Annotated in this window: 22 protein-coding genes; all 22 read right to left on the bottom strand. The window is 62.9% G+C overall.

Annotation, left to right across the window (positions count from 1 at the left end):
• Positions 1-9: 9 nt before the first annotated feature.
• Positions 10-714, bottom strand: coding sequence for a hypothetical protein (locus QCE88_RS33695; protein WP_309909717.1), 705 nt, complete (start codon positions 712-714; stop codon positions 10-12).
• Complete coding sequence (locus QCE88_RS33690; protein WP_309909716.1) at positions 714-1,001, bottom strand: hypothetical protein; 288 nt, start codon at positions 999-1,001, stop codon at positions 714-716. Before QCE88_RS33690 ends, QCE88_RS33695 begins: the two co-directional genes overlap by 1 nt.
• Entirely contained in the window at positions 1,001-4,393 is a 3,393-nt protein-coding gene (locus QCE88_RS33685; RefSeq protein WP_309909715.1) for a host specificity protein J, read from the bottom strand. The genes QCE88_RS33690 and QCE88_RS33685 overlap by 1 nt, the downstream gene beginning before the upstream one ends.
• Positions 4,393-4,986: a tail assembly protein gene (locus QCE88_RS33680; RefSeq protein ID WP_309909713.1), complete on the bottom strand. Its 594-nt coding sequence runs from the start codon at positions 4,984-4,986 to the stop codon at positions 4,393-4,395. The genes QCE88_RS33685 and QCE88_RS33680 overlap by 1 nt, the downstream gene beginning before the upstream one ends.
• Entirely contained in the window at positions 4,983-5,735 is a 753-nt protein-coding gene (locus tag QCE88_RS33675; RefSeq protein ID WP_309909712.1) for a Mov34/MPN/PAD-1 family protein, read from the bottom strand. Before QCE88_RS33675 ends, QCE88_RS33680 begins: the two co-directional genes overlap by 4 nt.
• The gene (locus tag QCE88_RS33670; protein ID WP_309909711.1) at positions 5,735-6,415 is read right to left on the bottom strand and encodes a phage minor tail protein L; all 681 of its coding nucleotides are present in this window, start codon (positions 6,413-6,415) and stop codon (positions 5,735-5,737) included. Before QCE88_RS33670 ends, QCE88_RS33675 begins: the two co-directional genes overlap by 1 nt.
• Positions 6,412-7,677, bottom strand: coding sequence for a tail fiber domain-containing protein (locus QCE88_RS33665; RefSeq protein WP_309909709.1), 1,266 nt, complete (start codon positions 7,675-7,677; stop codon positions 6,412-6,414). The genes QCE88_RS33670 and QCE88_RS33665 overlap by 4 nt, the downstream gene beginning before the upstream one ends.
• 6 nt (positions 7,678-7,683) lie before the next feature.
• On the bottom strand, positions 7,684-8,025 hold the full coding sequence (locus QCE88_RS33660; RefSeq protein WP_309909708.1) for a phage tail protein: 342 nt from the start codon (positions 8,023-8,025) through the stop codon (positions 7,684-7,686).
• On the bottom strand, positions 8,025-10,760 hold the full coding sequence (locus QCE88_RS33655; protein WP_309909707.1) for a phage tail tape measure protein: 2,736 nt from the start codon (positions 10,758-10,760) through the stop codon (positions 8,025-8,027). Before QCE88_RS33655 ends, QCE88_RS33660 begins: the two co-directional genes overlap by 1 nt.
• On the bottom strand, positions 10,750-11,184 hold the full coding sequence (locus QCE88_RS33650) for an HK97-gp10 family putative phage morphogenesis protein (RefSeq protein ID WP_309909706.1): 435 nt from the start codon (positions 11,182-11,184) through the stop codon (positions 10,750-10,752). Before QCE88_RS33650 ends, QCE88_RS33655 begins: the two co-directional genes overlap by 11 nt.
• Entirely contained in the window at positions 11,168-11,449 is a 282-nt protein-coding gene (locus QCE88_RS33645) for a DUF4035 domain-containing protein (protein ID WP_309909704.1), read from the bottom strand. Before QCE88_RS33645 ends, QCE88_RS33650 begins: the two co-directional genes overlap by 17 nt.
• 104 nt (positions 11,450-11,553) lie before the next feature.
• On the bottom strand, positions 11,554-11,889 hold the full coding sequence (locus QCE88_RS33640) for a hypothetical protein (RefSeq protein WP_309909702.1): 336 nt from the start codon (positions 11,887-11,889) through the stop codon (positions 11,554-11,556).
• A gap of 13 nt (positions 11,890-11,902) precedes the next feature.
• Complete coding sequence (locus QCE88_RS33635; protein WP_309909700.1) at positions 11,903-12,331, bottom strand: phage tail tube protein; 429 nt, start codon at positions 12,329-12,331, stop codon at positions 11,903-11,905.
• Between the two features lie 4 nt (positions 12,332-12,335).
• A complete protein-coding gene (locus QCE88_RS33630; RefSeq protein WP_309909699.1) occupies positions 12,336-12,689 on the bottom strand; it encodes a DUF3168 domain-containing protein in 354 nt (117 codons plus the stop codon).
• On the bottom strand, positions 12,682-13,008 hold the full coding sequence (locus QCE88_RS33625; RefSeq protein ID WP_309909697.1) for a phage head closure protein: 327 nt from the start codon (positions 13,006-13,008) through the stop codon (positions 12,682-12,684). The genes QCE88_RS33630 and QCE88_RS33625 overlap by 8 nt, the downstream gene beginning before the upstream one ends.
• A complete protein-coding gene (locus QCE88_RS33620; RefSeq protein ID WP_309909696.1) occupies positions 13,008-13,370 on the bottom strand; it encodes a head-tail connector protein in 363 nt (120 codons plus the stop codon). The genes QCE88_RS33625 and QCE88_RS33620 overlap by 1 nt, the downstream gene beginning before the upstream one ends.
• Positions 13,371-13,583: a hypothetical protein gene (locus tag QCE88_RS33615; RefSeq protein WP_309909694.1), complete on the bottom strand. Its 213-nt coding sequence runs from the start codon at positions 13,581-13,583 to the stop codon at positions 13,371-13,373.
• 70 nt (positions 13,584-13,653) lie between these two features.
• Positions 13,654-15,057, bottom strand: a complete 1,404-nt coding sequence (locus QCE88_RS33610) for a phage major capsid protein (RefSeq protein WP_309909693.1) — start codon at positions 15,055-15,057, stop codon at positions 13,654-13,656.
• An 11-nt stretch (positions 15,058-15,068) separates the two neighbouring features.
• Positions 15,069-15,752, bottom strand: a complete 684-nt coding sequence (locus QCE88_RS33605) for an HK97 family phage prohead protease (RefSeq protein WP_309909691.1) — start codon at positions 15,750-15,752, stop codon at positions 15,069-15,071.
• Entirely contained in the window at positions 15,749-17,041 is a 1,293-nt protein-coding gene (locus QCE88_RS33600; RefSeq protein WP_309909690.1) for a phage portal protein, read from the bottom strand. Before QCE88_RS33600 ends, QCE88_RS33605 begins: the two co-directional genes overlap by 4 nt.
• A complete protein-coding gene (locus QCE88_RS33595) occupies positions 17,038-18,753 on the bottom strand; it encodes a terminase large subunit (protein WP_309909689.1) in 1,716 nt (571 codons plus the stop codon). The genes QCE88_RS33600 and QCE88_RS33595 overlap by 4 nt, the downstream gene beginning before the upstream one ends.
• Before the next feature lie 6 nt (positions 18,754-18,759).
• Complete coding sequence (locus tag QCE88_RS33590) at positions 18,760-19,239, bottom strand: phage terminase small subunit P27 family (RefSeq protein WP_309909687.1); 480 nt, start codon at positions 19,237-19,239, stop codon at positions 18,760-18,762.
• Positions 19,240-19,270: the final 31 nt, after the last annotated feature.

Genomic DNA, 19,270 nt, shown 5'->3' with positions numbered 1-19,270 from the left:
GCTGCTCTCCTAGATGTTCGAAACGTCGAGAACCAAATAGTCGTATGGCAGGTGAATCTGGCTCTCGGGGACTGCTTGGCCGGTGAAAGTCGAAGTCGCCGGGTTCTCGGTTTTCCACGTCACACTGGATCCTGAGAACGAGACCGCCGGCAGCGTCAGAACGCTGATGACCGTGATCGGATTCGTCGTTCCCGTGCCGTTGTTTTGGACGATATAGCGCAATTGGCCTTGGACAACTGCCGGCGTGCCGGTGTAGCTGCGGGTGATGCCCGTGTCCATCGGCTCACCCGACAGACCGCCGGGCGAACTCAACATGTCGACCACTCGCATGTACTTCGTGCGCGAGTCGAACACCAAGCCGCCAACGTTGTTGAAGACTTGCAGACCGTAGTTCCCCGACAGAGTCGCGGTCGCCAAGTCGTCGAAGATCCAATACTGGACGCTGACACCCGAGCCCTGGCAGTGGAAGTAATAGGTGATGCTGCTTCCAGACACTGTCGAGTAGCGGAGGTAGCACTTTCCCGATGACCGCCACGCGATCAGCGGGCTCACGCCCGCGCTCACAGTGAGCGTCGCCAAGTACCAGCCAGTGCCGCCAGACGGCGATCCGCCGGATACGACTGTGCCCTTCTCACGCAGACCCAGATTCTTGTATGTGCTGTCGATCTGGACGTTCCCAGACGAATTGAACACCTGCAGGCCGAAGTCAGCCATCAATACACCCCATACAGCACACGAACAGACCGGTTTGGATAGGAAGTCGTCGGAAACGTCCAACTGATCGTGGTTCCGCTGCGCGACACGGATGGTGGCACCGTCGACTGTGAGAACGGGTCAATGTCGCGAACGTTGAACCACGGCTCTCCGTTCGAGAACACCGGCACAGAGATCGATCCCGACGCCGTGCCGGTATCGATCTGTCCAGCGAACCGCGTAATGCGATCTGTGACCTTCAGCACGGCGTTGCCGGCCGCGTCATAGCATTCCAGTCCGTAGGCCATCAGGGGATGTATCCAAGGCGCACACGCAGCGTGCCTGCCGAGTCATAGACCTGCTGGCCGTTCGCGTTGAGCAGGTTCCGACCGCCGCCGCCTGTGCCGTTGATTTCGAACGTGCCAGCCTTGTTGATCTGCCAGCCCTGCTGCCCGGACACGAAGTTGTTGCTCTGGATGATGTCGCCGATCATCAGGTTAGTGATCCAGCCGGTGCCGATGAACGCCTGATTGATGAAGGTCTGCCCTCCCTGGATGACGAAGGGCGAACTGATCGACGTGCCGTTCGGATCGAGAACGGCAAAGCGGCTGGCTGAAACAAGCACCTGCGACACGATCACGCCGCTTGTATTGTCGACACCCACCCCGATCCCGGCGTAGTACATGGTTCCGTCGGCGCGAACCTGCGTCCTGATCGTGTACGACGCCGCGACGCGGCCGTTGAGGTCCGCGTACGAGTTCGATGCGGTCTGCGCCAAAGCCTGCGCGTCGTTCGCCGTCGACTGGATCGTCGTGATCTGCGAAGCCTGCGCACTGTCGGCGTCAATCCGCGCCTGCGTCTCAGTCTGAACCGCCGCGATCAATGTCGAGTTGTTCGACGTGATCTGCGCCGTGACGGTCTCGACGTTCTTTGCGATCGCGAGGTCGGCCTCGGCGCGCGCGCTCTGCTCGGACCACACGCCCGCGTATATCTGCGTCGAGCCCGCGTGGTCGTCCGTGCTGCCGGCCAGCGGCGGCAACAGCACCTGCGCGCTGACGACGTCGAGGCGCTCGGACAACGCGCTATCCGCATCCGATCGGGTCTGCGACTCCTGCGTGATCGCGGCCGCCGTCTCCTCGACCGTCTGCTGAAGATCAGGGATCGCCTGAATGTCTGATAGCAGATCCTGCGCGAGCTGCGTGGCCGTGATCTGGCCGGTCAGATACGAGAGGATTTCCGTCGCGTCGCTGCTGCTCTGCCCCAGCACGCCCTGCGCCGTGGTCGGATACCACGGCCCGATGTTGCCCGTCGTGTCGACCAGGCGCGCCCAGAAATAGAACGATTGGCCCGCGGCGAGTCCCATCAGATTCGCGCGCGCCTGCGGGTACGGATAGAGCGAAAGCCGCGTCGCGGTGCCGCGATCATTCGTCTTGCTGTACCAGACGTCCGTGTACGCGGTGTCGCCCGCGGAACCGTCGGCCGGGAACGCCCAGTCCAGTTGGATGGCGAAGACCTGTGTGGTCGTGGTAAGCGACACCAGCGCCGGCGGCGGGCTCGTCTTGCCGGCCAACTGGGTGTCGACGCCGTACGCAGGGATCGACGTCACGCCCATGGCGTTCTGCGCGCGCACGCGCGCCAGATACGTGCCCTGGTAGATGCCGCTCACCTCGACTTGCAGGCCGCCGGTCTGGTTTGCAGAGACCCAGTCCCCGTTGTCTTTGCGCCACTCAGGGAGGTAGTTCACCGCATTCGAGGCGGCGTCCCAAGCGATGACCATGATGGTCTTCGAGATGCCTTGATCGACGACCGAGTAGGTCGACACGCGCACGTTCGCCGGCGGCGGCTGCACCGACGGCGGAATGACGGTGATCGGCCGTACCTGAATTGCGGCGCCGTTGTCGATCGCCGCGTATTTGCCGGGCTCGTACTGCGTCGCGTTAATTGTGTAGGTGATCTGGCCGTCGTCGTCCGATTCCTGCACGCTCACGACGCGGAACAGCTGCGACGCGAGGTCGGCGCTCTCCACCATCCAGATTGCGCCCGCCGTCGGCGGCGTCGTGAAGACGTCGGAAACGGTGACGGCATCGCCCGCCACGCTCTGCACGGTCCGCTTCTGCGCCAGCCCGGAAGGCAGGATGGCCGTTAGCGTGTCGCCGGCAGCGATCGACGGCGCCTTGTCGAGCGTGACGACGCGCCCGGCCGCCGCGCGGATCCGGCCGCCGGTGCGCCAGCCTGCCTTCGCTGGGTCGGCCACGGCGATGACCGTTCCCGGCGGGCAGAGGGTGCCATCAAGGCCGACCTGGAATGAAACCGTGTTCGTCTCGTACCGGCTCGTGAGGAGCGTCCACAGACCGAGCCGGTGCGCCTGCCCCTGCGACGTCGTACCGAACGCTGTGATCTCGGCCTTCATCACGCCGTAGCGCGCCATGCCGTCCTCGTCGGGCACGTACTCGACGGCCTGCTGATAGCTGTTCGCCGGGTCGTTCCAGCTGATCAGCGCAGTCGTGTAGCGCGTCTTGCGCGCCGAGCCGACATATTCGAAGCTGCCATTGACGACGTTCGCCGCGGTATAGACGTACTCTGGATCCTGCGGCATGTCCGCGTTCGCGACGACCTGCCCCGGGCCCCAATATGCGATGCCGCGGAACACGGTCGCGAGATCCTGCAGGACTTTGTAGGCATCAGCGCGCGACTGGATGACGGCATTGCACGTGAAGCGCGGCTCCTGGCCGCCCTTGCCGTCCGACACCATGACGTCGCAATATTGCGAGATTTGATACAGATTCCACTTGTCGAGCATCGACGCGTCGACGAGCTTGCCAAGCCCGTAGCGGTCGTTCAGCACGAGGTCGTAGAAGATCCACGCCGGGTTGTCAGTCCATGCCGTCTTAAACGTACCCTGCCAGGTCCCTGAATAGGTCCGGAGCACAGGATCGTAGGTGTCTGGAACACGAACGATCAGGCCATAAACGTCATATGACCGCGTCGGCACAGAACTGAAAGACTGCGCATCGAATGTAAGCCCGGCCAGCGCGCTCATCGGATAGCGTAACTTCCTATCGATGATCTCGGTGATAGCCTCGATGTTGGTCGTGTCGGCTACCAGCGCGCTGTGCGCATTCGGCGTGAGACGGCGGACACGCACAAGCCATCCGGTCGTCGCCGGCGGCAGTTCTACGCGCACGCTGCGCTCATAGAGCGACGTCGCCTTGCCGTCAAAAGCGCCGGTCAGAACCTGCGCGTAAGCACCGCCGTCCACCGCGACGTCGATCGCGTACTCGACTCGGTAGCCTGTGATGTCACCCGTCGTCTGGTTCGACTGCTGGAACTGAGGCACCCCAAAGCGGATACGCGCGGCGGTGAGCTGCGTATCCTGGAGTTGATGAACCCATGGGGTGTCGGACGTCAAAGCCGTACCGACCGTAATTTCATTCTCAACGGATGGAAAACCAGACATATATGTCTGGTCCTGCGTTCCCGTCCGAGTATCCAGCGAATAGTTCGTGAAGTTGGTCGAGCCGTCGGCGTTCTGAATCGGTGTGTCGTCCAGATAGACCGACTGCAGTCCGGCCACGAGGCCAAGAATCGGCCCTTCAGAAATGAGGTCCAGCACCTTGGCATAGGCGACCGAACGCAAGCTGTCCGGCGATTCCGTCGGCGTGCTCGACGAGCCGCCGCCCTTGGATCCACGGATGAGCATCAGGCTTGGTCCTCGGAATAGATGCCGGCGCTAATCACCTTCGAACCGACGCGCATCCGGCCGTAGACCAACGGTACGCAGTCGCCCTGCGCGGCGCTGTTCACCGGCCCGTTGAAGTAGTAGGACGTGCCGTTGTCGCCGCTGCTGCTGGCGAGTCCGCTTGTCTGCGGACTTAGCATTTGCACCACGCCGCCGATCGCCATCGAAGCGCCGAGGCCGAGCAGGGTCGAAGAAGCGCCCGCAAAAGTAGCCGCGTTGAGGCCAGGAATGAAGGCTGACGCGATCAAAGCCGCGCCAAGAATGACCTGGAACAGGCCGCCGCTCTTGCTGCCGATGAGAATTGGCGCAATTCGAAGGTCAGAGTCGCCCACGGGATGCGGCAACTCGTCTTCCCCGAGGTTCCGGCGGCCGTTGAAAACTGCGAACGTCAGCCCGCTGTCTTTCGCGCACAGCATGAATTTGCGAAAGCCCGGCAGCAGCACCCCGAGGGCGCGCACTGCCTCGGCTGTCGACGACACCGCGAGCGTATGCACGCGACCGAAGCGTGCACCGAGCACGCCATACAGCCGGATTGTCCGAAGCTTTTCGCTCACGCGACTTCTCCTTTATAGCGAAGCACCGTGCGCAGCGCGTGCGCCCACATGCCGCCCCACACCGTGCGGCCAGACAGACGTCCGTGCATGTGGTGCAGCATCACGCCACTTCCGAGATAGACGCCCGCGTGGTTCGGCACATCGTTCTTGCTGCGGATCTGCATCAGCAACACGTCGCCCGGCTGAAGGTCGGCGTCCTGGCCGACGTCCATGAAGCCCGCCTCGGCGAAGTGATCCATGTAGAGGCTCGACGCGCCGTCTTCCCACCAGTGATCCGAGCGCTCGAAGTCCGGAAGGGCGATGCCACGCTCGAGGTGGTACCAATCGCGCACGATGCTGTAACAATCCAGCGTGCCGTGCGCCCACTCGCGGCCGATGAGCGGCGCGACATAGCCGCTCGGGCCGAACTCGCACCAGTCCTCGACGGCGTTGGTTCCGTCCGGCTGCACGCCCACCGACGCGATCACCCACTTGTCGACGCCGCTCTTTTCGGCCATCGCCTTATCGCCCATACTCGGGCGCGCCGGCGCGCCCGGATGCGAATGCACGACCGCGGCGATCGGCCCCATGTCCTCGGCCAGCGCATAGTCCTCGGGCGACATCACGAAGTGCTCGCCGGGCGCGGCCGACAGGTTGCGGCATGGGACGTAGCGCTCGAGCCCGTCGTGCAACACGACGAGCCCGCACGACTCGCGCGGGTATTCCGCGAGCGCGTGATCCGCGATCGCTTTTTTCGTCTCTTCGTTCATCAGGAAAGGGTGTCGCTGAGGAAGCCGCCGAAACTGAGCGGCTCGTTGACGCCGAAGCGGCATTCGCAGCCGCTGATCCGTTTGCTGCACCGGTCGAGCGCTGAATCGCCCACCGGCTGATCGTTCGCATCGAAGTACGCCGCGCCGGTGTATCCGCAGTTCGCATCGCGATACTGCCACTGGCAGATGGTCACGATCTGGCGCGCCGGAAGCTGCTGGCCGCCGAAGTCGAGCGCGCTGGATAGCGTGAACTCGACCTGCACGTTCGTCTCGCTGCTCTTCTGCTCGATGTACCAGAGTTCTGTGGCCATCTCCTCGGTCGGATCGGCCGTCGGATTGCCGCCCGGAAAATTGACCGCGTCGAGGTACTTGCTCAGCGTGCGCCGGCGCCGAACCTTCGCGCCGACCAGGTCGGCCAGATACACGCACAGAGCCGAGATCGTCCCGTCGACGTTGGCGACGGTCAGCTTCGGCTCGGGCTGCTGCGCGTCAGATGTGTGTTCGAAGCCAGTCGCCTCGATCGGCCACGGCTTGTATTCGTTTCCCTGCCAGAAGATCGACGCGGTCTGCAGATGTCCTTGAAAGCGCAACAGGTCGCCGCCGATCGCCGTGCAGTCGACTTCGAACATCTCGACCAAGCGTCCCGGCTCGAGCTGCTGAATGTCGGCGGAGATGGTCATGACGCGCCGCCCTCAAGCTTGTCGATACGCTTGTTGGCAGCGTCAAGCTTGCTCGACAGTTCCTTGACCGCCTCGATGAGAGGACCAACCAAGTTCCCATACGACACGCCGAGATAGTCATCCTCGCCGCCCATAGCGGAGACAACCTCGGGAAACTGGGCCTGGACTTCCTGCGCGATCACGCCAACCTGCCGTACCCCTGGATTGGACTTGAGCTCGTAGAAGACCCCGCGCAATGCCAAGATGCGATCAAGCGGACTGTCGATCTCGACGATCTCCGACTTAAGCCGCGCGTCCGATCCGTTGATCCACGAGCCATTTACGGCATTGCCGTTTCCGACAGCATCGAAAGTGAAGAATTTCGAAACCCCACCGGTCCGCATGGCGATGCTCCCAGAGCCGCCGTCATACAGATACAGCACGCCGCCCGTGCCAATGAGGAGGCCGCCCGCCGCAGTAGATTGCGGGAACGTCACCGCGCCTGTGAATGTTCCGCCCGTCTTGGGCATGTAGTTAGCTGGCGTCAGGTTTCCGCTATCCCACGCCGTGTTACCAGCGAAGGTGGGCCGTTGCGTGAACGCCCCCACGCCAGTAGCCGCCGCGAAAGACAACGGGTTGTCGAGAAACGCGCCCGTAGCATCGAAGCGCGAAAAGTTGAAATTATTCGCGGTGCTCTTTTGCAAACTCCAACGCGTCGTGCCGTTCGATTGAAACCGCACGTCGGCGAAACCGCTGGCCGACGTGTCGTTCAAATAAACGATAGGGCTGGCATACGCGGAAATTACGACGCCGTTCGCCGTAATCCCGCCGCTTGCGGTAAGAATCCCATTAACCGACTCGTTATCCGAGTTGCTTCGGCCGCGCATAAGCACGGACCACTTTGACGTGCCGTCCGTGTCGAGGAGCGCGGTTTCGCCAGGGTTCAGCTTGCTCAAGCCGATCGTATCTGAGGAGCCTGTCGCTTTCGAGAGCGTCACAGCCGCAGCGCCAGCGTTGCGCAGCAATAGGATCTGGTCGGCGGCGCACGTCGATGCCTGCGGTAAGGGGACGGTCTGCGCTCCGGTGAAGCTGAACGTCACGCGCTGCCCGACATCTGCCGCGGTAAGCGCGCGCACGGCGGTCAACGGCGCGATTGACGTAAGCGTCGCTTGTTTCGCGAGCACATCGACGTTCGCATTGACCTTCGTGTTTGCGACGCGCGAGGTATCGCCGTCAACCGCCGTCGGCGGAGTGCCGAGGTTGACCTTTTGGAGAGTAGCCATCGAGATTTACGGTGCGAAGGTTTGATCGAACGTCGCGGTAATCGTGTAGACGCCGCCGTCACGCGTCGGCTCGCTCCACGATTTACAAACGAAGAGCGCAGGCGCTGCCCACAGCAGCGGAGTGAAGTAGAACGACGTCGCGCCCCCATGCGCGCGCAGGAACGCGAGGATCGCGCTGATCGTCGCCGCGTCGTTCACGAACTGATAGCTGAAGCTGGACGAGACGTTGTTAAGGCCGTCTGCGGCGCGCTGGGTGTACCCATCGCCGAAGGCGGCCTCACGGACTTTCGTTGTCACGTCGCCAGACGAGCCCGCGACGGTCGGCTTCCAGATGAAGGTGTCGGCCATTACGCGATCCCGTTCTGCATCTTCCACAAGGCTCCGCCCTGGCGGCGCTCATTCACGACGACCGCGCGCACTGCGGCGGTGATCTTCTTCTGCAGATCGGCAGCGCCGGACGCGTTGGCGCCGGCGTCAGCGCCGCCCTGCACGGTTACGGGCGCGTCGATGTTGATGTCGCCGGCGCGAGCGCTCGGTGAGACGCCGGACGCGGCGCCGACAAGGCCACCCGAAGCGAAACGCGCGACGCTGTGCACGGCAGCGCCGTTGTTCATGGCGTCAAGATTCGAGGCTCCGATGCGCCGCACAGCCGCAGCCGTCATCACGAATTCGCCGTTGCTGAGACGCGCAGGAATGCTGTCGCTCGTGCCCGTGCCGGGTCCGGCGATGTATCCGCCGGTGGCGTGCCCGTACCCGGAAATGAGATCGTCTGGCGTGCTCGTTGCCGAGGCGCCAACAGCCTCGCTTCCGGCCGCGCCGAAGAAGTTGAATGACGCGAGGATCGCCTTGGCAATGAGCGCTTCGGTTTCGAGCTTGATCAGGCTGCCGATAGCCGCCTTCACGAAGTCGCCCATGTTGAGCTTGCCGGTCGTCGCAAAATCGGCGACCGCATCGCCCAGGCTGGCGATCGAGTTCTGCGCGGTGTTATTCGCGGCCGACGCGAGATCGTTCGTCTTGTCGATGATGTCCTGAAGACCGCCCTTCGCGCCGGCCACCCAGTTTTGGCTGGCCAGATCGCTTCGATCAAAGAAACTTGTGGTTTCGTCGCGGCGGGCGTCGAAGCGGCTGTTGATTGACGCCCGCTCTTCGGTATCCTGCGGCGTACCGTCGAGCCGCGCGTTGATCGCCTTCTTCTGCCAGTCGGCAAGCTCCTTCTGCCGCTCCGTTTCGATGTTCAGCAACTCGATCTGACGCTGCCGTTCTTTCGTGCCGAGCGTCATAGTGTCGAGTTGGATCTTGTGCTGCGCAGACAGCGCGTCGTTCTGGTCCTGGATCTTCGAGTTGGTCTCGTACGCCTCGGTGTTCAGCTTGTCGATGCGCGTTCTCAGGTCGATTTGCTTCTCAAGCGACGCGTTGAGGCTGTACTGAGCCAGAAGCTCGGTCTGATGCGCGACGACACTCTGCTGCGCCTTCGTCAGCGTCCTGCCGGCGAGGCTGTCGATCTCCGCGCGCAACTCGACTTCTTTCGCCGCCCAGCCGGTCAGCTTTTCCTGTCCGCTGAGCGATGCCTCGAGGGTGGCCTGCGCCTGTTTCGCCTGATCCATCAACGAGTCGGCGCGGCTTTCCTGATACGCCTTCGGCGCGTTGTCGCCCTTCGAAAAGTTGATCTGACCGGTGGGCGCCGCGCCGTGAGAATCTCCACCCGGCGTGGTATTCGACCAGAGACGCGACATGAAGTCAGCGTAACCTTGCCCCTGCTTCTTCAGGTTGTCGTAGCCGGCCTGCGCGGACGCCGCGGCCATCTTGAACTGGCCCGTCATCCCGTAGGCGACCACTGTCACCAGCGTGGCGATAACTTCTGATGTTTCCTCGAACGCTGCGACGAGCGTCGCGACCGCGCTCGCCGCTGTCTTCATGATGATCGCGACGCCAGCGTAGAAGTCGTTCAGTAGCGGCTTCATCGCGACGTTGTCGGCAAGGGCGTCCGTCAGATTGATGATCGTCGGCAGCAGCGCGGTCTTCGCCGCGAGAGTCAACGCATCCATCTTCGCGTGCGACAGTTCGAGCTGCTCCTGAAGCGCGGACAGTTGCGCGATCGTCTTCGCAGAGAGCACGGCGCCGACGTCGGTCGCGGTGGCTCCCAGCTGCGCAAGCCGCGCCGACCCTTGGTCGAGCAACGGAATCAGGTTCTTGCCGGCGGTCCCGAACAGCTCGTTGGCGACTGCTGCCTTACTGGCACCGTCCGCACTCTTCGAGAACGCGTCCGCGACGCGCGCGAGCAGATCTTCCGGAGACGCGGACTTCAGCGTCTTCAGCGAGACGCCGACCGCCGCAAACGCGGCCGCCGCGTCCTTGTTGCCGTGCTGCGCTTCATTCTGCGCCTTCGTTAGATCGGCGAGCGCCTCGGCCGCATCCTTCGTCTCGATGCCGACCGTCTTCGCGGCGAACCCGAACTTCTGGACGTCGTCAGTGGACAGGCCCGTCTGCTTCGAGATTTTCTCGACCGTCTCACCGTAAGCCGCCAACTGCTCGCGCGCAGCGAACGTCGAATGGGCAGCGATTGCCAGCACGCCGACGAACGCACCGACGCCGAGCACGACCGGGTTGAGCAGCATGTTGAATGCGCCCGTCGCCTCTGCCATCACCAGCAGGGAGCCGGCGAACTGCTTGTAATTGCCCTGCGACAGTTCGTGCCCGAGCACGAGCAGCTCGCGCTTCGCCGCCGATGACTCCAGGCTGAAACTGTGCGTGTGCTCCGATGCCTTCGCGATCTGGTCGATGTATGGCTTGACCGAGTCGGACAGCCCGAGATTCGCCGCTCGCATTGCGAGGATCTCGGCGCGCGATTTGCCGGCCGTGGAAGCGTTCTTCAGCAGCGCGTCAGTGAAAGCTTTCACCGCGCGCGCGCTGGCATCCGATCCGCTCGCGGTCGCCTCGGCAATGGCGTCCTGCGCAACCGCCGCGCGCTGCGCCATTTCCGACTGCGTGTTCATGAACGCAGTAGCGGATTTGCGGGCCTTGTCGAGTTCGGCGGTATAGCCGGACGAGTCGGCCCCTACCTTAACGACGGTTTCATTCGCCACGCGCGGCCTCCTCAGCCTTTTTCTGAATCACTTCGATGACGGCATCTGCGGCCGCCCGCTTCGTCGCCTCGAATGCCGGACGAAGGAACGGCTTCGCGGCAGAGTGCGACGTGCCGAACTCGACGAATCGCCCGTAGAAGGCATCTTTCGACCAGGTCACCAGATAGATGGCGAGGTGGCCAGCGATCGATTCCTCTTTGTCGTAGGCGATCAGGATCGACCGCTTGAGCGTGCCGGGCACGTGCTGCGATCCCTTTCGCTCATATGGCGTGCCGACCGGCGCGCGCAGACGAACCTCGGAATGGATGACGCGCGCGCCCGCGACCGCGGCCTGCCGCAGCACTTCTTCGCTCGCAACCGTTTCCAGCCGATCGAGATAGTCGGTGAGCGCGGTCGGATTGACGATCTCAATCTTTTTCGCCACCTGATCTCCGTTTGACCTTGAACTTCTTGCCCTTCGCTTGCTTGATGTCGATGCCGAACAGAGCCAGCGCGACGAAACGCGCCTGGTCCTTCGGATCGTCGAACAGGATTTCCTTTTTCGGCTGCCTCACCCAGGGCATGAAATCGGCAGGCTCGAACGCCTTCGTTTTTGGGTCGCGGTGGATGTTTGCTGTCGTCGCCGCCAGCATGCCCATGCGAATGTCCGCAATGCGCTCGCCGAACGGCTCAATGTTGTAGAACGCCATCCAGTCGGCGAACTCAACGCTGTCGATCTCGCGTTGCGCTCGCGCGACTGACATGCCGAGCGCGAGCGCTAGGCGGTGCCAGAAGAGTCGCTCTGGATGGCGTCTTAGTTTTTTTCTGCTTCCTGCGCCTGAGACGTTCCGAGCGCGTTGACCTTCGTGCACGCAAGACCGATTCGACGCACCGTCTCGGCGCTCATGCCGCGCAGCGTGTCGAGGTCGGCTGTGGTGAACATCGGCGCGCCCTTGTCGTCGACGACCGTCGCGACGATGACCGCGGAGAAGTAGACGCTATCGCTCGTGCCCTGTTCTTGCAGCGTCTTCTGCAGTGCGTCGCGGGCGAAACCGTCCATCACCTTGACGCGGATCTCGCCGAGCCCTTCGACGTTGACCGTTTCGACGGTCGGCTGTCCCAGCGACAGGAGTTGCTCTTTCGTCAGCATGCGCGAGCGCTCCTTAGGCTTCCGCCGGCGTGACATCGATGTCGCCGGAGATCTTGATTGCGACCGTGCCCTTCACCACAGCGTCGACGCCGGCGGTGATGGGGAACGACTTCACGTAGCCTTCGAACTCGATGGTCGTGCCATCGCTCAGCATCACCTGATACTGAGCAACCACGCCCGAGCGCTTGTCGGCGAGCAGCGCGGCGTGGCTGGCTTCCTTCATGTTGACGTTGATGTCGAACGACACCGTGTCCCAGTCCTGGAGCCCTTGGCGATACTCCTTCGCGGTGCTGTCGAAGTCGGTCACATCGATGTCGCTCGCCGAGCCGGAAAAGCCGTTCAGGTTCGACACGTTCTTGACCGCGGTCCAGACCGGCGTCTGCGTCGTGCCGGTGTTCTTCGAGATCTTCGTGCCTTGCGACGAAATTGCGGTGCTGGTCATGGGTTCACTCCTGATACCAGATTGAGAAATCCTGCTGACTGCCATAAAGCTTCGTGTCGTCTTCGAAGACGCTCACCGGCGCGCCGATCGGCACGCCGCCAACAGGCTCGGCAGTCAGCGCAGCACGAACCTGTTTATTGATGGTTGCTGCCTCGCCGCGCGTCGTCGACCAAACAACGACCTGCATGCGGCTGTTCTGCAGCGTGTCGGCGCCGTCGAACGTGGTTTCGTCAACGCCGCCGACGCCCTGATAGACGATCCGAGGCAGCGCCGCGCCAGCGGGCGCGACGTCCGGATACACACGGCCGCCGGCAAGCGCCTTGATCGCGCCGAACGTGACGGATTCCGCGCTAGCCATTGTTCGCCCCGGTCGTGCACGGCAGATCGACGTACTCGCGGCCCGCGAGATCCGGCAGCGGCGCGCCGATGTTGAACACGACGCCGTCAACGATGGCGCGCATGCCGTTCGTGATGTCCGTCCGGTACCGAATCCGGATGCTCGCCGACGCGGTGCCGACGTCAGCGTCTGACGTGAGCGTTTCCTTGCCGGTCAGCATGCGGACGTTGCCCCATACCGTCGCGACTTCCGTCCAGCCTTCGATCGGCTGCCCGATGTCGTCGAACCCGCCGCTGTTGCGCTCGATGCGCACGCGCCGATCCAGATCGCCCGCGCGCATCAGACGCCGAGCCCCGCGCGGTACGGAAACAGCAGTTGCCGCGAGCCGATCGGCAGCGGCATGACGCTCGACGACGTGCCGACGACGACGTCCTCGCGATACGCGTACATCTGGCCGAGGATCAGCAGGATCGCGGCGCGCACGGTGTCATTGATCACCATCGGATCGTCGCCAGCAGTGTCATCGAGTACGGCCGCGGCCATGTCCTGCGCGGTGGCGTAGATCTTCCGGTCGAGATAGTCGGATGCCGACTGGACCGCTGCGCTGACGTACAGCGCGATCAAATCATCCTCGACGCCCGCGTCCGCGCGCAGATGCGCTAGCGCTTGCTCGGTCGTGATGATCGGCGTCGGATCGGCCATTTACTTCGCCACCCTTGCCTTGTTTTCCGGCTCGGGAGCCTTCTTGTTGCTCGGCGTCGGCGCCGCCTTGCCTTCCGGCTCCGGCATCGTCGTCACGAGGCCCGCCTTTTCGAGATCAGCGACAACTTCCGGGGTCTCATGCACGGCGTCGCCCTTCCGATAGTTCTTGCCGTGCATGAAGCCGGTTGTCGCTTTCGGAGTCGATTTGCTCATTTCCATCTCCCAAAAGAAAACCGCCTCCGGAGAGGCGGCTTTCAGGTCTCAACGCTTCCTGCCGCTCCGCTTACGACACCAGGCCGAAATCGCCCTTCGTGAACGCTTGCGGGCGGTAAACCGCCAAGCCGAGGCGCTCTTCAGCGCGGATGGTCACCATGTTCTTGGTGAAATTGTCGGCGTCCTCCGTCGACACCATCACGTTGGCGTCTTCGCGATCGAACACCTGTGCGCCGAGCTTGAACGCGCCGACGAGGAACGCGTCGACGTCCATCGCCTGCGTGTTCACGACCGGACGGCCCCAGAGAGTCGGACCGGCGATCGACTGCGGATTGGCGAAGAGATACGCGCCGTCCGTGGTCTTCGTCAGTTCGATTCGGGTCCAGTCGGTCGGATTCAGCACGATGCCCGTGGCCGGCAATTCGGCGAGCTCCGATTGCAGCAGCGCAAGGCGCAGCATATCGATGCTGGTCGCATCGGCGAGCACGAACGGCGCCGCATAGGCCGTGGCTTGCGTGTAGATACCGTTCAGGTTTCCACCGGTGCCCGAACCCTTGAGCAGTTGCAGTTCCTCGACATATGCCAGGCCGTAGCGCAGGCGGCCGTCGATGTACGAAGCGAGCATCGCCGCGTCATCGAGGATCTGCTTCGATGCCTTGACGAAGTGCGCGATCGTTGCGACCGACGTCTGTTGCAGATCGAACTTCATCGTCGACTCTGCCTTGGCAGCGCCTTCCGTCGCCTGAATCGCGGCGTTGTTCGTGAAGCCGGTTTCCCGGATGTACTCGATCGCGTTCGAGGTCGTACGGCCCGGCGTGAGCAGGTCGCGCACAGTCATCCGACGCTCCGGGGGCGCCACGATGCCCTGCACGCGCTGCGTTTCCACCAGCGCGCCGGCCGAACCATCAGCGTTCGTCGTGAGGCTGGTGATGGCCTTGAGAGCGATACGGGCCTTGCCCTCCCGAGCCGTCATGACCGCCTTGATGGCATCGTTTTCGACGACCATCTGACCGAGCGACTTCACCTGCTCGCTGCCTTCGCTGCCGCGGCGCGCGAGCTTCTGCTCAGCTTCGGTCAGACGCGCTTGCAGTTCACCCTGCTTCAGGAGCAACTCGTCGACCTTGGCCTTCGTCTCGACACTGACATCGCCAGCCGACTTTGCCTGCTTCAGCGCTTCTTCGCCCGACTTCTTCACCTCGTCACCGATCCGCTTGAGCTCGGCCGTCACCTTTTCCATGACTTGCTCTGGATTGTCGCCGCCCGTGCCGCCGTTCTTGCGGCGGAAGCCTTCGGCAGCAGCGATCGAGCCGATGCCGGCGAGCGTCCACGCGTGATCGCCGATCGCGCCCAGCATGTCGCCATGCTGCAGAGCGTGTTGCACGACGATCGATGCGGCATGCGCGTCGACCGCGAAGACCATGGCCAGCAGAACGCTCGCGCCCATGAAAACCTTGCCCAGAATGTTGCGTTGCATGTTGAGTTTCCTCAGAAAGAAATGGATTTGAGGCTGTCCAGCAGCCGATTGCCTACATCGTTCGCCTCGCTGCCAGACTCACTCTGGAGCAGGTGCTTCAGCCCGCGGTTGGCGATTACCGCAGACTGCGATTTCGAGAAGCCTGCCTCGCGCAGGAACCGCTCGAACTCAGAAAGGGATGGCATGCCGCCGTGCGCGATGACCGATTTGACGGCCTCGATGCGCGCGTCGGGGTTCGCCGGATTCGTCACGATGCTGATCTCGACGAGATCCAGCTCGTTCAGCGTGCGCACGCCGGTTTTTTCGTTGTAGCTGGAGTCGAGCACGTAGTAGCCGATCGACAGCCCCGTGATCGCCTTCGACTTCATGCCGCGGTACGCGATCTTCGCGTTCGGGGCATCGTCGACCCACAACTCGCCATCGCCAAAGAGGCCGTGATCGTCCTCTTTCAGGCCCGACCACGACCCGATTGGGGTATAGCTGTCGTGTTGCCAGAGAATGGGCAGCGCGCGCCCGCTCGCCTTGAGTTCCGTGAGGCTCTTCCCGAACGCGCCAGGCGCGACGATCTCGCCGTAGCTGTCGACATTGCCAAAGACCGAGCCGTAACCGGAGAAGTGGCCCGCGTCATCAACCGATTTCACATCGAGATCGAACGCGCGGACCTTGTAGCCGCCTTTTCCGCTCTTGCGATTCATTTTTGCTCCTGGCTGAGCCAATTCTTGAGGGCGTCTTGCGCCGCCGTCGCGTCGGACTGTTCGCCGAGCTTGTCGATCGGCAGAAGCGCCGATTGGACCGTCAGAACGGCGGCATTCCCGCCCATCGGCGGCAGGTTCTCTTTCACGCGGCACTCGTCGCGCGACATGAGCCCGTTCTGCGTCATCTGCGAATAAAAAGCCGCGCGCCCGGCGCTGTCAGCGCGCAAAAGACCCTCGACTGAAAACTCGGCGTAGTACTTATCGCGCTCCGCGAGCGTGAGGCAGCCCTTGCGCACCGTCTGTTCGATGCGCGTGAGCCACGGACGCAGCGAGAACGTCAGGAAACCGATCATCTGCTGCTCGATTCCGGTCCCCCAGCTCGTCGATTTTTCGCTGTGACCGACCATAAACGGCGGCACGCGGAACCAGCGGCAGATTTCCTCGACGTTGAAGGCCTTCGTTTCGAGCAGTTGGACGTCACCCGGATTCATGGTGATCGCCTGATACTTCATGCCGGCTTCGAGCACCATCGTCTTGCCGGACTGCATGGCGCCGCCAAACTGCGTCGTCAAGCTCGTGCGGATCTCTTCGCGCTTGTCCTTCGCCAAGACTTGGTCTGTCGACAACACGCCGGACGGGCGCAGCCCGTTCCGGAACACGCTGCTGCTCGTCTTATTCGCGGCCGTGGCGTTGCCGAGCACCTCGCATGCGTACGCGATCGCCGAGAGCCCCAGCATCCCGTCCAGACTGAAGCCTCGGAAGTGCAGCACGTCGTCTTCGGAGAGCGTCGACGTCGTGCCGTCGATGTCCTGATACGTGTATTGCAGCGACCCGTCTTTGAGGCGCTTCACCTGCGTGCGCTGCGGAAGCATCAATTCGAGGCCGATCAGCACGCTCGCAGAGCGAAGCTTTCGCGCGTAGCCATTGCCCCATAGCAACATGCTCGCGACGATGACTTCCCAGAACTCCGTTGCCGTGTTCTCGGCGTTCGGCTGGCTGTGCAGGATCGAATACAGCTGATGCGATGACGCGATCGAGCGCGTTCCGTCCGCTGCTTTCAGGTAGAGGTTCAGCGGCAACGTCGCGATCGTTTCGGCGATCAGCCGCACGCACGCCCACGCCGCGGAAAGTTGCAGTGCCGAATCGACGGTCACGGACTCGCCGCTCGACGAGCTCATCCCGCCCCAAGCCGCCCAGAACGAACCGTCCGTCAATGAAATAGGCACGCCAAGCCACTTCAGAACGCTCGCCTTAAAGCGCCCCGGCGACTTTTGCTTGCTCTGCTTCATACGATAATCGGGCTCGAAAGAAAATCTCCGATGGAGCCGGTTTGCCCGTCGAGCATGGCCCGGCCAATCGCCATAATCAGCGCCACGGCGCCGTCAATCTTGTTGTCGCTGCCCTGCTTGATCGGCCGCACGACATCGTCGTTACCTGGCAGGTTCTTCCCGACCACGTTGCTCACGCACCAGGTCATGATCGGATTTCCGTCGTGATGGAACCGGCCCGAGGTGATCGCGGCCTCCAGTTCCTTCATCGGATCGGACATGTTCGTGTAGTTCTGGATGATGGTGACCGGCGTCAGCCCTTCATCCTCGAGTTGGTGCGCGAGATTCGTCGCACCGTGTGGGTCCATCGGAACGCACTGCACCGGACAACTGTGATTCGACAACACCGCTTCGTGCTGGATGTCGCGATAGTCGATTTCCGCGCCGGCAGTTTCAAATAGATGGCCGGTATTTACCCACTTTTGATAGCGCTCTGCCATGCGCCGGTTCTCGGTGTTTTTCACCGTGTCTTCCGGCACCCAGAAGCGCGGCGCGACGCTGTAGTAATGCCGTCGGCCGTCAATGTCGCGCCAGAAGAGCCGCGCCATGTTGTTCAAGTCGAGCTTTCGCGCTAAATCGAGCGCCAGAATGCATTCCTGCCCTTCGAAGCGCTCAAGCGTGAGCGTCGTGTCTTCGCAAGCCTTCCAGTCTTCGAGGTTGAAGAAGCCCGCTTTCGCCGACGTCCACACGTTCAAGTGCTTTGTCTTGAACGTGTTCGTGAAGCGCGCGGACTTGATCGCGCGCTGCTGCTGGCTCTCCAGATACTCCTGGTAGACCGATATGCCTATGTTCGGGTTGGCCTTCGCCAACACGCGCGGGTCGGTCCAGTCGTCGCCCTCGTCGATCGTCCAGATCCACCCGAAAAGCTCGTCGTCGGGCACGGTGCCCTCGAGCATTTCGATCGTCTGGCGCCGCTTGTCGTAGCACGGCCCCTCGATGTTCGCGCCGGCCGTCGTGATGACGAACATCAGCGGCTGGCGCCGCGCGCCCATGCCCGTCAGCATCGTTTCGTACAGCGCCGAGCTGTCGTGCTCGTGGTACTCGTCAACGATCGCGCACGAAGGCGACGCGCCGTCGCCCGGATTGCCGATCAGCGGCTCGAAGCGGCTGCCGTCCTCCGGCTTATTCATGTTCGAGGCGTTCACCTCGATGCCCGCAGCCTCGATGAGCAGCGGCGAGCGCTTCACCATCAGCCGAGCGGGCCGAAACACCTCCCAAGCCTGCTTCTCGGTCGTCGCGCCGGCATACACCTCGGCGCCGAACTCATCGTCGAGCACGAACATGCCGATGCCAACGCCCGCCGCGATCACGGATTTCCCATTCTTCCGCGGCACTTCCCAGTAGCTTTCGCGGAACCGCCTCTTGCCCGTGCGCTTGTTCAGCCACCCGAAGGTGCACATCAGACCGAATTTCTGCCATGGCTCGAGCGTCACGAGCTGGCGCTTGAATGCCCACTCACCCTTTGTGTGCGGCATCAGCTCGATCAGCGCGAGCTTCTTCTCAGCCGTCGCCGCGTCGAACTTCCACTTGAACTCTTTCTTCCTGCTCGCCGCTAGCTCGTCGAGATGCCGCTGACACGCGAGCACGACAAATCGCCCCGCCGGGCGCTTGCCGCGCACGACGTCGCGCGCGAACTGGAGACCTTGCTCCACGCGCGGATACGTTGTTGCCATCGATGATTAGCTGCCGAGCAGCGCGCCGAAAGGGTTGTCGGGCCGTTTGTTGCCGCCGCCCACCATGTTCTGGCGGCTCGACGGGTCCAGCCCGAGCAGCGCGCCGAATGTCGCCATCTGCCGCGCCGCTTCGTTCTGGATCGTCGCGGCCGGATTTTTCATCGGCGCGCCCTGTGCGCTCATCACGACCAGGCCGTTTCTGCGCAGATCCTCGCTCGCGAGGCGGTGCCGGCCGTACGCTTCGCAGAACAGCTCGAGGTTGTGCAGATCCGTGACCTGCACGATCTTGTGCTTGCAGAGCGACGGCGCGACGCGCGCCCACATCTCGGCGGCATAGCCCTCGATCCACGCGGGGCAATCAATGTTGGTGACCTGACCGTAGTCAGGCTCGTCCTTATTTAACGCCCGCTTGCCCGGATTGCCGGCCAGTTCCTTTTTGGCCGTGGGCTTGGCGCGGCGCCCGGAGCGGCCTTTGACGCCGGCCATTTTCTCTCCGTTTTTGCAACCATTTTCCGGC

It is taken from the genome of Caballeronia sp. LZ035, assembly GCF_031451175.1.
In the GTDB taxonomy this organism is placed as follows: domain Bacteria; phylum Pseudomonadota; class Gammaproteobacteria; order Burkholderiales; family Burkholderiaceae; genus Caballeronia.
Note: the sequence above shows the minus strand (reverse complement) of the source record. Positions and strands in the feature narration are given on the sequence as shown.

Bases quoted from the DNA above. Each gene is read 5' to 3' on its own strand.
- QCE88_RS33695 (WP_309909717.1), bottom strand. From the start codon at position 714: ATGGCTGACTTCGGCCTGCAGGTGTTCAATTCGTCTGGGAACGTCCAG.
- QCE88_RS33690 (WP_309909716.1), bottom strand. From the start codon at position 1,001: ATGGCCTACGGACTGGAATGCTATGACGCGGCCGGCAACGCCGTGCTG.
- QCE88_RS33685 (WP_309909715.1), bottom strand. From the start codon at position 4,393: ATGCTCATCCGTGGATCCAAGGGCGGCGGCTCGTCGAGCACGCCGACG.
- QCE88_RS33675 (WP_309909712.1), bottom strand. From the start codon at position 5,735: ATGAACGAAGAGACGAAAAAAGCGATCGCGGATCACGCGCTCGCGGAA.
- QCE88_RS33670 (WP_309909711.1), bottom strand. From the start codon at position 6,415: ATGACCATCTCCGCCGACATTCAGCAGCTCGAGCCGGGACGCTTGGTC.
- QCE88_RS33665 (WP_309909709.1), bottom strand. From the start codon at position 7,677: ATGGCTACTCTCCAAAAGGTCAACCTCGGCACTCCGCCGACGGCGGTT.
- QCE88_RS33660 (WP_309909708.1), bottom strand. From the start codon at position 8,025: ATGGCCGACACCTTCATCTGGAAGCCGACCGTCGCGGGCTCGTCTGGC.
- QCE88_RS33645 (WP_309909704.1), bottom strand. From the start codon at position 11,449: ATGGCGTTCTACAACATTGAGCCGTTCGGCGAGCGCATTGCGGACATT.
- QCE88_RS33640 (WP_309909702.1), bottom strand. From the start codon at position 11,889: ATGCTGACGAAAGAGCAACTCCTGTCGCTGGGACAGCCGACCGTCGAA.
- QCE88_RS33635 (WP_309909700.1), bottom strand. From the start codon at position 12,331: ATGACCAGCACCGCAATTTCGTCGCAAGGCACGAAGATCTCGAAGAAC.
- QCE88_RS33630 (WP_309909699.1), bottom strand. From the start codon at position 12,689: ATGGCTAGCGCGGAATCCGTCACGTTCGGCGCGATCAAGGCGCTTGCC.
- QCE88_RS33625 (WP_309909697.1), bottom strand. From the start codon at position 13,008: ATGCGCGCGGGCGATCTGGATCGGCGCGTGCGCATCGAGCGCAACAGC.
- QCE88_RS33620 (WP_309909696.1), bottom strand. From the start codon at position 13,370: ATGGCCGATCCGACGCCGATCATCACGACCGAGCAAGCGCTAGCGCAT.
- QCE88_RS33615 (WP_309909694.1), bottom strand. From the start codon at position 13,583: ATGAGCAAATCGACTCCGAAAGCGACAACCGGCTTCATGCACGGCAAG.
- QCE88_RS33610 (WP_309909693.1), bottom strand. From the start codon at position 15,057: ATGCAACGCAACATTCTGGGCAAGGTTTTCATGGGCGCGAGCGTTCTG.
- QCE88_RS33605 (WP_309909691.1), bottom strand. From the start codon at position 15,752: ATGAATCGCAAGAGCGGAAAAGGCGGCTACAAGGTCCGCGCGTTCGAT.
- QCE88_RS33600 (WP_309909690.1), bottom strand. From the start codon at position 17,041: ATGAAGCAGAGCAAGCAAAAGTCGCCGGGGCGCTTTAAGGCGAGCGTT.
- QCE88_RS33595 (WP_309909689.1), bottom strand. From the start codon at position 18,753: ATGGCAACAACGTATCCGCGCGTGGAGCAAGGTCTCCAGTTCGCGCGC.
- QCE88_RS33590 (WP_309909687.1), bottom strand. From the start codon at position 19,239: ATGGCCGGCGTCAAAGGCCGCTCCGGGCGCCGCGCCAAGCCCACGGCC.